This is a genomic window from Arenimonas caeni (genome assembly GCF_003024235.1).
Taxonomy (GTDB): Bacteria; Pseudomonadota; Gammaproteobacteria; order Xanthomonadales; family Xanthomonadaceae; genus Arenimonas; species Arenimonas caeni.
Map to the genome: position 1 here is coordinate 171,169 of NZ_KZ679087.1, position 11,820 is coordinate 182,988.

The 11,820-nt window shown below is 68.0% G+C and carries 10 protein-coding genes; all 10 read left to right on the forward strand.

Annotated features, from left to right (window positions below; all coding sequences use genetic code 11):
- Window positions 1-4 precede the first annotated feature (4 nt).
- The 10 genes from nuoE to nuoN are packed head-to-tail and all read left to right on the forward strand — an operon-like array spanning window position 5 to window position 11,809.
- Window positions 5-532, forward strand: coding sequence for an NADH-quinone oxidoreductase subunit NuoE (nuoE, locus tag C6N40_RS06320; RefSeq protein ID WP_106990163.1), 528 nt, complete (start codon window positions 5-7; stop codon window positions 530-532).
- 8 nt (window positions 533-540) lie between these two features.
- Complete coding sequence (gene nuoF, locus C6N40_RS06325; RefSeq protein WP_106990164.1) at window positions 541-1,908, forward strand: NADH-quinone oxidoreductase subunit NuoF; 1,368 nt, start codon at window positions 541-543, stop codon at window positions 1,906-1,908.
- Window positions 1,905-4,205 carry an NADH-quinone oxidoreductase subunit NuoG gene (nuoG, locus tag C6N40_RS06330; protein WP_106990165.1) on the forward strand — a complete coding sequence of 767 codons (2,301 nt, stop codon included), beginning with the start codon at window positions 1,905-1,907 and terminating at the stop codon, window positions 4,203-4,205. Before nuoF ends, nuoG begins: the two co-directional genes overlap by 4 nt.
- A 2-nt stretch (window positions 4,206-4,207) precedes the next feature.
- Window positions 4,208-5,266 (forward strand): NADH-quinone oxidoreductase subunit NuoH, encoded by a 1,059-nt coding sequence (gene nuoH / locus C6N40_RS06335; RefSeq protein WP_240183460.1) that lies wholly within the window; start codon window positions 4,208-4,210, stop codon window positions 5,264-5,266.
- A 7-nt stretch (window positions 5,267-5,273) separates the two neighbouring features.
- Window positions 5,274-5,762: an NADH-quinone oxidoreductase subunit NuoI gene (gene nuoI / locus C6N40_RS06340; protein WP_106990167.1), complete on the forward strand. Its 489-nt coding sequence runs from the start codon at window positions 5,274-5,276 to the stop codon at window positions 5,760-5,762.
- A gap of 15 nt (window positions 5,763-5,777) precedes the next feature.
- Window positions 5,778-6,395 (forward strand): NADH-quinone oxidoreductase subunit J, encoded by a 618-nt coding sequence (locus C6N40_RS06345; RefSeq protein ID WP_106990168.1) that lies wholly within the window; start codon window positions 5,778-5,780, stop codon window positions 6,393-6,395.
- Entirely contained in the window at window positions 6,392-6,697 is a 306-nt protein-coding gene (gene nuoK, locus C6N40_RS06350) for an NADH-quinone oxidoreductase subunit NuoK (RefSeq protein ID WP_106990169.1), read from the forward strand. Before C6N40_RS06345 ends, nuoK begins: the two co-directional genes overlap by 4 nt.
- A 7-nt stretch (window positions 6,698-6,704) precedes the next feature.
- Window positions 6,705-8,795 carry an NADH-quinone oxidoreductase subunit L gene (gene nuoL / locus C6N40_RS06355; RefSeq protein ID WP_106990170.1) on the forward strand — a complete coding sequence of 697 codons (2,091 nt, stop codon included), beginning with the start codon at window positions 6,705-6,707 and terminating at the stop codon, window positions 8,793-8,795.
- 19 nt (window positions 8,796-8,814) lie between these two features.
- Window positions 8,815-10,350 carry an NADH-quinone oxidoreductase subunit M gene (locus C6N40_RS06360; RefSeq protein ID WP_106990171.1) on the forward strand — a complete coding sequence of 512 codons (1,536 nt, stop codon included), beginning with the start codon at window positions 8,815-8,817 and terminating at the stop codon, window positions 10,348-10,350.
- Window positions 10,351-10,360: 10 nt separating this feature from the next.
- Window positions 10,361-11,809, forward strand: a complete 1,449-nt coding sequence (gene nuoN / locus C6N40_RS06365; RefSeq protein ID WP_106990172.1) for an NADH-quinone oxidoreductase subunit NuoN — start codon at window positions 10,361-10,363, stop codon at window positions 11,807-11,809.
- Window positions 11,810-11,820: the final 11 nt, after the last annotated feature.

Here is an 11,820-nt window from a genome sequence, read left to right on the forward strand (position 1 = left end):
GGCCATGAAAGCCACCGGAAACTTCGCCGCCTGCCAGCACGTCGACCCGATGGTCGCGCTGAGCGACGCCACCCGTGCCCACATCGACCACTGGGTCGCCAAGTTCCCGCCGGACCGCAAGCGTTCGGCGGTCATCCAGGGCCTGATGGCGGCCCAGGAGCAGAACGGCGGCTGGCTCAGCGACGAGATCATCGCCGCCACGGCCAAGTACCTCGGCATCCCGCCGGTGTGGGCCTACGAGGTCGCCACCTTCTACTCGATGTTCGACCTGCAGCCGGTCGGGCGGCACAAGATCTCGATCTGCACCAACATCAGCTGCTGGCTCAACGGCGCCGAGGACATCGTGCGCCACTGCGAAGGCAAGCTGGGCATCAAGCACGGCGAAAGCACGCCCGACGGCCGCATCTTCCTGAAGATCGAGGAAGAGTGCGTGGCCGCCTGCTCCGCCGCGCCGGTGATGCTGATCGACGGGCACTACCACGAGAAGCTGACCGCCGAGCAGGTGGACAAGCTGATCGACGGACTGGAGTGATTCAAGCCATGGCGCACGATTCCCGCTACTCCGAGGGCTACGGCCCGGTGGGCCCGGCCCCGCAGGAGCACAACGTCGTCTACACAACCCTGCATTTCGACAAGCCCTGGTCGTACGAGAACTACCTCAAGACCGGTGGTTACGCCGCCTGGCGCAAGATCCTGGCCGAGAAGCCCGATCCGGCCCAGGTCGTGGAGATGGTCAAGCAGTCGGGCCTGCGCGGCCGCGGCGGCGCCGGCTTCCCGACCGGCCTGAAGTGGAGCTTCATGCCGCGCTCGGCGCCGGGCCAGAAGTACATCCTGTGCAATTCCGACGAATCCGAGCCGGGCACCTGCAAGGACCGCGACATCCTGCGCTACAACCCGCACGCGGTGATCGAAGGCATGGCCATCGCCTGCTACGCCACCGGCTGCACCGTGGGCTACAACTACCTGCGCGGCGAGTTCCACCACGAGCCCTTCGAGCACTTCGAAGCGGCCCTGAAGGAAGCCTACGCCAACGGCTGGCTGGGCAAGGACATCCAGGGTTCGGGCATCGACGTGGACATCCACGCCGCGCTGGGCGCCGGCGCCTACATCTGCGGCGAAGAGACCGCGATGATGGAGTCGCTGGAGGGCAAGAAGGGCCAGCCGCGCTTCAAGCCGCCGTTCCCGGCCAACTACGGCCTGTTCGGCAAGCCCACCACCATCAACAACACCGAGACCTACGCCTCGGTGCCGGCGATCATGCGCAACGGCCCCGAGTGGTTCATGGGCCTGGGCAAGCCGAACAACGGCGGCCCGAAGGTGTTCTCGGTGTCCGGCCACGTCAACAACCCGGGCAACTTCGAGATCCGCCTCGGCACCCCGTTCAGCGAGCTGCTGGCGATGGCCGGCGGCGTGAAGGGTGGCCGCAAGCTCAAGGCCGTGATCCCCGGCGGCAGCTCGATGCCGGTGCTGCCGGCCGAGATCATGATGGGCGTCACGATGGACTACGACTCGATCCAGAAGGCCGGTTCGGGCCTGGGTTCGGGCGCGGTGATCGTGATGGACGAGACCACCTGCATGGTCCGCGCCTGCCAGCGCATCGCGCGCTTCTACTTCGCCGAGTCCTGCGGCCAGTGCACCCCGTGCCGCGAGGGCACCGGCTGGATGTACCGCATGCTCACCCGCATCGCCGAGGGCAAGGCCGAACTGTCCGACCTGCAGATGCTCAAGGCCGCCGCCGGCCAGATCGAGGGCCACACCATCTGTGCCTTCGGCGAGGCCGCCGCCTGGCCGGTGCAGGGCTTCCTGCGCCACTTCTGGCACGAGTTCGAGTACGCCATCGTGCACAAGCGTTTCTACGTCGACGACCTGGCCAAGGGCCAGCTTGCCTCCACGGAGCAGGCCGCATGAGCGCCCAGCCGACCAACAACACCGCACCGGACATGGTGAACATCGAGATCGACGGAAAGCCGCTGCAGGCGCCGAAGGGCTCGATGATCATCCAGGCCGCCGACAAGGCCGGCATCCCGGTGCCGCGCTTCTGCTACCACGAGAAGCTGCCGATCGCCGCCAACTGCCGCATGTGCCTGGTGGACGTCGAGAAGATGCCCAAGCCGGCGCCGGCCTGCGCCACGCCGGTGATGGAAGGCATGAAGGTCACCACCCAGACCAAGCGCGCGCTCGATGCGCAGCGCAACGTCATGGAGTTCCTGCTGATCAACCATCCGCTCGACTGCCCGGTCTGCGACCAGGGCGGCGAGTGCGAGCTGCAGGACCTGTCGATGGGCTACGGCCGCTCGGTGTCGCGTTTCGTCGAGCGCAAGCGCGTGGTGCCCGACGAGGACATCGGCCCGCTGGTGTCCACCGACATGACGCGCTGCATCCAGTGCACGCGCTGCATCCGCTTCACCGCCGACGTCGCCGGCACCTTCGAGCTCGGCGGCATGTACCGCGGCGAGCGCCTGCAGATCGGCACCTACGACGGCAAGCCGCTGATGACCGAGCTGTCGGGCAACGTCATCGACGTCTGCCCCGTCGGCGCGCTGACCAACAAGGTGTTCCGCTTCCGCGCCCGCGCCTGGGAGCTGGTGGCCCGCGAGTCGCTGGGTTACCACGATGCCCTGGGTTCGAACCTGTTCCTGCACGTGCGCCGGGGCGAGGTGCTGCGCACCGTGCCGCGCGACAACGAGGCGGTGAACGAGTGCTGGCTGTCGGACCGCGACCGCTATTCGCACCAGGGCCTGCAGGCCGCCGACCGCGCCACCCGTCCGCTGGTGCGCGAGGGTGACGCCTGGCGCGAGGCTTCCTGGGAGGAGGCCCTGGCCGCCGCCGGCAAGCTGCTGCGCGAGGCCGGCGCCGACCTCGGCGTGCTGGCCCATCCGGCCACCTCGAACGAAGAGGGGGCGCTGCTGGCCTCGCTCGCCAGGGGCCTGGGCACCGCCCACGCCGACCACCGCCTGAAGGCCGTCGACTTCGCCGACGCCGCCTTCGCCGAACCCTTCCAGCTCCCGGCGGCGGAGCTGGAGAACGCCGACGTCGTGCTGCTGGTGGGCTGCAACCTGCGCCACGAACTGCCGCTGCTGCACCAGCGCCTGCACAAGGCCGGCAAGCGCGGGGCGAAGGTGTTCGCCATCAGCCCGGTGGACTTTGAATTCACCTTCCCGGTGGCCGGCAAGGCCATCGTCGCGCCGTCGCAGCTGCCGGGCGCGCTGGCCGCGGTGGCCCAGGCCGCCGGCGCCACGCTGCCGGCCGGCGTCGCCGCCGGTGCCAACGCCCAGGCCGAGGCCATCGCCGCGGCCCTGGCCGGCGCCCGCCAGGCCGTCGTGATGCTCGGCGAGATGGCCGAGAACCACGGCCAGGCCTCCTGGCTGCGCGCCACCGCGCGTGCGCTGGCCGCCAAGACCGGCGCGCGCCTGAACCGCATCCCGCAGGGCGCCAACGCCGTCGGCCTGGCCCGCCACGGGCTGCGCCCGGGGCAGGGCGGTCGCGACGCCGGCGCCATGCTGGCCAATCCGCTGCCGGCCTACCTGCTTTACGGCATCGAGCCGGCCTTCGACTTCGCGCACACCGCCAAGGCGCTCAAGGCGCTGTCGGGCGCGAAGGTCGTCGCCTTCGCCGCCTTCGCCAGCGAAGAGCTCAAGGCCCTGGCGCGCGTGATCCTGCCGATCGGCGCGCTGCCGGAGGTCGAGGCCACGCTGACCAACCTCGACGGCACCGACCAGTCCACCCAGGCCGGCGGCAAGCTGCCGGGCGAAGCCCGCGCCGGCTGGCGCGTGCTGCGCGCCCTCGGCGGCCAGCTGGGCCTGGACGGCTTCGGCTTCACCGACCTGGCCGGCCTGCGCGCGGGCCTGCGCCCGGCGGCGCCGGCGGCGGGCGAGGGCCTGGCCCCGGCCCCGGCGGCCGACGCCGGCCTCGAGCGCATCACCACCACGCCAATCTACCGCGGCGACGCGGTGCTGCGCCGCGCGGCCGCGCTCAATGCGCATCCGCTGACCCGCGGCGAGCGCATCGTGCTCAACCCGGAGGACGCGCAGGCGCGCGGCCTGGCCGAGGGCGCGATGGCCAAGCTCGGCGACGGCCACGGCAACGCCGTGCTGCCGGTGGCCGTGGATGCCCGCGTGGCGAAGGGTGCCGCCTGGGTCGAAAGTGACTACGTGGCCACCGCGCCGATCTCGCCGGTTGCCCGGCTCGCGGTGGTGGGGGCCTGAGCATGATCGAGGCAATGCGCGAGTTCTTCCTTTCCTTCGGCGACCTGGGCCTGGTGCTCTGGACGCTGGTCAAGATCCTGGCCATCACGCTGCCGGTGGTGGTGGGCGTGGCCTTCTACACCCTGGCCGAGCGCAAAGTGATCGGCTGGATGCACGTGCGCCACGGGCCCCAGTTCATCGGCGGCTTCATGGGCATCGGCTTCATCCAGGCCTTCGCCGACGTGTTCAAGATGCTCTTCAAGGAGCTGGTGGTGCCGACCCAGGCCAGCGGCCTGCTGTACCGGCTGGCGCCGCTGCTGGCGCTGGCGCCGGCGCTGGCGGCCTGGGCGGTCATCCCCTTCGACGACGGCGTGGTGCTGGCCGACGTCAACGCCGGCCTGCTGGTGCTGCTGGCGCTGACCTCCATGGGCGTCTACGGCATCATCGTCGGCGGCTGGGCCTCGAACTCCAAGTACGCCGTGCTCGGCGCGCTGCGTTCGGCGGCGCAGGTGATCAGCTACGAAATCGCCATGGGTTTCGCCCTGGTGGGCGTGCTGGTGGCCGCGGGCACGATGAACCTCAGCGAGATCGTCCTCGCCCAGGCCGGCAACCTCGGCATCGGCGAATGGTTCTTCATCCCGCTGTTCCCGCTGTTCGTCATCTACTTCATCTCCGGCGTGGCCGAGACCAACCGCGCGCCCTTCGACGTCGCCGAAGGCGAGTCGGAGATCGTCGCCGGCTTCCACGTCGAGTACTCCGGTTCGGCCTTCGCCATCTTCTTCCTGGCCGAATACGCCAACATGATGCTGGTGGCCTTCCTCACCTCGGTGCTGTTCCTGGGTGGCTGGCTGTCGCCGTTCCCGCCCTCCTGGGGCGTGCTGGGCGAGCCGGGCTGGTGGTGGCTGGCGGCCAAGTTCCTGTTCTTCGCCTTCTCCTTCCTGTGGTTCCGCGCCACCTTCCCGCGCTACCGCTACGACCAGATCATGCGCCTGGGCTGGAAGGTGTTCATCCCCATCACCATCGTCTGGATCTTCGTGACGGCCGTCGCCGCCTACAACGAATGGTTCACCCTGGGGGCCTGAGGACGACATGAACCGCATCGCGAACTACCTCAAGAGCCTCATGCTGCTGGAGCTTCTGGCCGGCATGAAGCTCACGCTGGGCTACATGTTCAAGCCCAAGTACACGCTCAACTATCCGTTCGAGAAGACGCCGCAGTCGCCGCGCTTCCGCGGCCTGCATGCGCTGCGCCGCTACCCGAACGGCGAGGAGCGCTGCATCGCCTGCAAGCTGTGCGAGGCGGTGTGCCCGGCGCTGGCGATCACGATCGACTCGGAACCGCGCGCCGACGGCTCGCGCCGCACCACGCGCTACGACATCGACCTGTTCAAGTGCATCTACTGCGGCTTCTGCGAGGAAAGCTGCCCGGTGGACTCGATCGTCGAGACCCACATCCACGAGTACCACTTCGAGAAGCGCGGCGAGAACATCGTCACCAAGGCCCAGCTGCTGGCCCTGGGCGACCGCCTCGAGGACGAGATCGCCGAACGTCGCGCCGCCGACGCGCCGTACCGCTGAGGCCGGGGGACACACATGACCTATGAACTGATCGCCTTCTACGCCTTCGCCGCCGTCACGGTGCTGGCCGCGCTGGGCGTCATCCTGGCCCGGAACCCGGTGCACGCCGTGCTCAGCCTGGTGCTCACCTTCTTCTCCGCCGCCTGCCTGTGGCTGCTCCTGCAGGCCGAGTTCCTCGGCGTGGTGCTGGTGCTGGTTTACATCGGCGCGGTGATGGTGCTGTTCCTGTTCGTGGTGATGATGCTCGACATCAACACCACGCCGCTGCGCGAAGGCTTCGTGCGCCACCTGCCGTTCACCGGCGCGGTGGTGGTGGTGATGGCCGCCGAGATGGTGATGCTGATCGGCATGAAGCGCTTCGAGCTCACGCTGCCGGCCACCGACCCGGCCGTCGCCGCCGGCAAGACCAACCTGCAGTGGATCGGCGAGACCCTGTTCAGCAAGTACATCCTGCCGTTCGAGACGGCGGCGGTGATCCTCACCGTGGCCCTGGTGGTTGCGGTGATGCTGACCCTGCGCCGCCGCCCGGGCACCAAGCACCAGGATCCGGCCCGCCAGGTCGCCGTGCGCCGCGAGGACCGCGTGCGCCTGGTGAAGGTGGCGGCCGAACCCCGCCAGGAGGGCAACCCGTGATCACGCTCGGCCATTACCTCGCGCTCGCCGCGGTGCTGTTCTGCATCGCCGTCGCCGGCATCTTCATCAATCGCAAGAACGTCATCGTGCTGCTGATGTGCATCGAGCTCATGCTGCTCTCGGTGAACATCAACTTCGTGGCCTTCTCGCGCTTCCTGGGCGACGTCGACGGGCAGATCTTCGTCTTCTTCATCCTGACCGTGGCCGCGGCCGAGGCCGCCATCGGCCTGGCCATCCTGGTGACGCTGTTCCGCACCCGGCGGACCATCAACGTCGCCGAACTCGATTCGCTGAAGGGTTGATCGCGCGATGATTTCCATGAACATCCTGCTGGTCATCGCCCTCGCGCCCCTCGCGGGCTCGGCCATCGCCGGCCTGTTCGGCAAGCAGGTCGGCCGCGCCGGGGCGCACTGGGTCACCATCCTGGGCGTGGCGGTCAGCTGCGCGCTGAGCGTGCACGTGCTCTGGCAGTTCCTCGCCGGCGGCGCCACGCCGTTCAACGAGAACGTCTACACCTTCTTCCAGGTCGGCGGCTATTCGGCCCACGTCGGCTTCATGGTCGACACGCTGACCGCCATGATGATGGTGGTCGTCACCTTCGTGTCGCTGCTGGTGCACGTCTACACCATCGGCTACATGGCCGAGGACCCGGGCTACCAGCGCTTCTTCAGCTACATCTCGCTGTTCACCTTCAGCATGCTGATGCTGGTGATGAGCAACAACTTCCTGCAGCTGTTCTTCGGCTGGGAAGCGGTGGGCCTGGTGTCCTACCTGCTGATCGGCTTCTGGTACAAGCGCCCGACCGCCATCTTCGCCAACCTCAAGGCCTTCCTGGTCAACCGCGTGGGCGACTTCGGCTTCCTGCTCGGCATCGCCGGCGTGCTGGCCTGGGTGGGCACGCTCGACTACGCCACCGTGTTCGCGCACGCCTACAACAGCGAGCTGCAGTCCACCTTCACCCTGTGGTCGGGCAAGATCGGCTTCGGCGGCTGGAGCATCGACGTGCTCTCGGGCCCGGTGCAGGTCGAGATCATGACCTTCATCTGCATCTGCCTGTTCATCGGTGCCATGGGCAAGTCGGCCCAGGTGCCGCTGCACGTGTGGCTGCCGGACTCGATGGAAGGCCCGACCCCGATCTCGGCCCTGATCCACGCCGCCACCATGGTCACGGCCGGCATCTTCATGGTTGCCCGCATGTCGCCGCTGTTCGAGCAGAGCGAGACGGCCTTGGCCTTCGTGCTGTTCGTCGGCGCCACCACGGCCTTCTTCACCGGCCTGATCGGCATCGTGCAGAACGACATCAAGCGCGTCGTCGCATACTCCACGCTCTCGCAGCTGGGCTACATGACCGTGGCGCTGGGCGTGTCGGCCTACTCGGCGGCGGTGTTCCACCTGATGACCCACGCCTTCTTCAAGGCCCTGCTGTTCCTTGCAGCCGGCTCGGTGATCATCGGCATGCACCACGAGCAGGACATGCGCCGCATGGGCGGCCTGAAGAAGTACATGCCCATCACCTACTGGACCAGCCTGATCGGCACGCTGGCCCTGGTGGGCACGCCCTTCCTGTCGGGCTACTTCTCCAAGGACACCATCATCATCGCGGCCCAGCAGGCGGCGGAGCAGGGTGGCTGGGTGCAGCAGTACGGCTACTACGCGGTGCTGCTGGGCGTGTTCGTCACCGCCTTCTACAGCTTCCGCCTGCTGTACCTGACCTTCCACGGCAAGGAGCGCTTCCGCGAGGTGGCCCACGACGCCCACCACGGCGACGACGACCACGGCCACCATGGCCCGGTCGAGCCGCACGAGTCGCCGTGGGTGGTGACGGTGCCGCTGGTGCTGCTGGCGATCCCGTCGATCTTCATCGGCTTCTTCACCGTCGGCCCGATGCTGTTCGGCGACTTCTTCCGCGGCGCCATCGAGGTGATGCCGGCCCACGACACGGTTGCCCGGGCGGGCGAGATCCTCTGGCACGACGCCCACGGCTGGTTCAGCGCGGCGGTCGGCTTCGGCATGCACTTCTACGCCAGCATCGTGTTCTGGCTGGCCTTCGCCGGTTTCGCCCTGGCCACCTACATCTACCTGTTCAACCCGGCCCTGGCCGACCGCCTGGCGAAGCTGTTCGCCCCAGTCGTGCGCATCCTGGAGAACAAGTACGGCTTCGACGACCTGTGGATCAAGGGCTTCGCCGGCGGGGGCATCAAGCTCGGCCGCTTCTCCTGGAAGAAGGGCGATGCCGGCCTGATCGACGGCCTGCTGGTCAACGGTTCGGCCGCCCTGGTCGACCGCGTCGCCGGCCTGGTGCGCCACATCCAGACCGGTCGCCTCTACAACTATGCCTTCGCCATGATCCTCGGCCTCATCGTCCTGCTGGCGGTGCTGGTCAAGATGACCGGCGCCTGAGACTGACAAGGAAGCCCCGATGCAATCGACCTGGCCCCTGTTGAGCGTACTGATCTGGTTGCCGATCCTCGGCGGCCTGCTAACGCTCGCCTTCGGCGATTCCCGCCAGACCCAGGCCAAGTGGTTCGCGCTGCTGGTTGCGGTTGCGACCCTGGCCGCGAGCCTGCTGCTGTTCGCCGGCCACGACTATGGTTCGGCGGCCATGCGCTTCGTCGAGGACCGCGCCTGGATCGAGCGCTTCGACATCCGCTACCACCTCGGCGTGGACGGCCTGTCGATCGCACTGGTCGCGCTGACCACGCTCACCACCGTGCTGGTGCTGGTCGGTGCCTGGGGCTCGGTGGATCGCCGCGCGCACCAGTACTTCGCCGCCTTCCTGATCCTCGAGGGCATGATGGTGGGCGTCTTCTGCGCGCTCGACGCTATCCTGTTCTACGTGTTCTTCGAGGCCATGCTGATCCCGATGTTCATCATCATCGGCGTTTGGGGCGGCCCGCGGCGCGTGTATGCGTCGCTGAAGTTCTTCCTCTACACCTTCCTCGGCTCGGTGTTCATGCTGGTCGGCCTGGTGTACCTGTACATCGTCTCGGGCGAACGCCTCGAGGGCGGCGCCAGCTTCCAGCTGGCCGACCTCTACCAGCTCAAGCTCAGCGCCACCGAGCAGATGTGGCTGTTCTTCGGCTTCCTGGCCGCCTTCGCGGTGAAGGTGCCGATGTTCCCGGTGCACACCTGGTTGCCGGACGCGCACGTCGAGGCGCCCACCGGCGGCTCGGTTGTGCTGGCGGCCATCATGCTCAAGATCGGTGGCTACGGTTTCCTGCGCTTCACCCTCCCCATCGTCCCCGACGCGGGGCAGGAGTGGGCCTGGCTGGTGGTGGCGCTGTCGCTGGCGGCGGTGATCTACATCGGCCTGGTGGCGCTGGTGCAGGAGGACATGAAGAAGCTGATCGCGTACTCGTCGATCGCGCACATGGGCTTCGTCACCCTGGGCACCTTCATCGCCTTCGCGCTGGTGCGCGAGCTGGGCAACACCGACGCCGCGCAGCTGGGCCTGCAGGGCGCGATGGTGCAGATGATCTCGCACGGCTTCGTGTCGGGCGCGATGTTCTCCTGCGTGGGCGTGGTCTACGACCGCATGCACAGCCGCATGATCCGCGACTACGGCGGCGTGGTGAACACCATGCCCTGGTTCGCCGCCTTCTTCGTGTTCTTCGCCATGGCCAACGCCGGCCTGCCGGGCACCTCGGGTTTCGTCGGCGAGTTCATGGTGGTCCTGGCCTCGTTCCAGTACAACGCCTGGGTCGCCTTCGGCGCCGCCCTGACCCTGATCCTCGGCGCGGCCTACACGCTGTGGATGGTCAAGCGCGTGGTGTTCGGCGACGTCGCCAACCACCACGTGGCCGAGCTGACCGACATCAATGGCCGCGAGGTCCTGGTGCTGGGCGTGTTCGCCCTCGGCACCCTGCTGCTGGGCGTCTACCCCAAGCCGCTGACCGACCTCATGGAAGCACCGATTGCGCAGCTGCTGACCCAGCTCGCCGCCACCAAGCTGTAAGGAAGCCCCGATGGCCCTGCCGATGCCAACCCTCGCCGACCTGATGCCGCTGCGTCCGGAGATCTTCGTCTGCGGAGCGGCCTTCGCGCTGCTGATGGTCGACCTGTTCCTGTCGGACGCCAGGCGCGGCCTGACCCACTTCCTGGCCCTGTTCATCCTGGCCGCGGCCGGCGTGCTGACCGCCCGCGAACTGGGTTCGGACACGACCTGGGGCTTCGCCAACCTGTTCGTGCGCGACAACGCCAGCGACGTGCTCAAGCTGGCCATCTACGTGGTCGCCGGCGCGTCCTTCGTCTACGCCAAGCCCTACCTGCAGGATCGCGGCCTGTTCAAGGGCGAGTTCTACGTGCTGTGCCTGTTCTCCGTGCTGGGCATGATGCTGATGGTCTCGGCCGGCAGCATGCTGGTGCTGTACCTGGGCCTGGAGCTGCTGGCGCTGAGCTCCTACGGCCTGGTCGCCATGGACCGCGACAACCAGCGCAGCTCCGAAGCCGCGATGAAGTACTTCGTGCTCGGCTCGCTGGCCTCGGGCCTGCTGCTCTACGGCATGTCCATGGTCTACGGCGCCACCGGCAGCCTGCAGCTCTCGGAGATCCACGCCGCCGCGGCCAGCACCGGCGACCGCACCCTGCTGCTGTTCGGCGTGGTGTTCATGCTGGTCGGCATCGCCTTCAAGTTCGGCGCCGCGCCCTTCCACATGTGGCTGCCGGACGTCTACCACGGTGCCCCGACGGCGATCACGCTGTTCATCGGCTCGGCGCCCAAGCTGGCCGCCTTCGGCATGGCCTACCGCCTGCTCGAGTCGGGCGTCGGCCCGCTCGACGACCAGTGGCAGGGCATGGTGGCCTGGCTCGCCGCCTTGTCGCTGATCATCGGCAACCTGGTCGCGCTGGTGCAGACCAACCTCAAGCGCATGCTGGCGTATTCGACCATCTCGCACGTCGGCTTCCTGTTCATGGGCCTGGCGCACGGTGGCTCGCTCGGCTACAGCGCGGCGATGTTCTACGCCATCTCCTACGCGCTGATGTCGGCCGCCGCCTTCGGCGCCATCATCGTGCTCTCGCGCAAGGGCCACGAGGCGGAGGAGATCGCCGATTTCCGCGGCCTGTGGTCCCGCAATCCGTTCCAGGCCCTGCTGGTGATGTTCATCATGGCCTCGCTGGCCGGCGTGCCGCCGTTCCTGGGCTTCTGGGCCAAGCTCGAAGTGCTGCTGGCGGCGGTCGAGGCGGGCCTGGTCTGGCTGGCCATCGTTGGCGTGGTCTGCGCCGTCATCGGCGCCTTCTACTACCTGCGGGTGATGAAGGCCATGTTCTTCGAGGAGCCGGAAGGCGAGGGCCCGAAGGTGCACGGCGACGGCCACCTGCGCGTGGTGTTCGCGATCAACGCCGTGGCCCTGCTGGGTCTGGGCCTGTTCGCCGGCAGCCTGCTGCACTGGGTCACCCTGGCGTTCCCGGCCTGAAGCCAATGCAA

What these genes read in the sequence shown, in the direction of transcription:
- nuoE (WP_106990163.1), top strand. Translation starts at nt 5, where the DNA reads ATGAAAGCCACCGGAAACTTCGCCGCCTGCCAGCACGTCGACCCGATG.
- nuoF (WP_106990164.1), top strand. Translation starts at nt 541, where the DNA reads ATGGCGCACGATTCCCGCTACTCCGAGGGCTACGGCCCGGTGGGCCCG.
- nuoG (WP_106990165.1), top strand. Translation starts at nt 1,905, where the DNA reads ATGAGCGCCCAGCCGACCAACAACACCGCACCGGACATGGTGAACATC.
- nuoH (WP_240183460.1), top strand. Translation starts at nt 4,208, where the DNA reads ATGATCGAGGCAATGCGCGAGTTCTTCCTTTCCTTCGGCGACCTGGGC.
- nuoI (WP_106990167.1), top strand. Translation starts at nt 5,274, where the DNA reads ATGAACCGCATCGCGAACTACCTCAAGAGCCTCATGCTGCTGGAGCTT.
- C6N40_RS06345 (WP_106990168.1), top strand. Translation starts at nt 5,778, where the DNA reads ATGACCTATGAACTGATCGCCTTCTACGCCTTCGCCGCCGTCACGGTG.
- nuoL (WP_106990170.1), top strand. Translation starts at nt 6,705, where the DNA reads ATGATTTCCATGAACATCCTGCTGGTCATCGCCCTCGCGCCCCTCGCG.
- C6N40_RS06360 (WP_106990171.1), top strand. Translation starts at nt 8,815, where the DNA reads ATGCAATCGACCTGGCCCCTGTTGAGCGTACTGATCTGGTTGCCGATC.
- nuoN (WP_106990172.1), top strand. Translation starts at nt 10,361, where the DNA reads ATGGCCCTGCCGATGCCAACCCTCGCCGACCTGATGCCGCTGCGTCCG.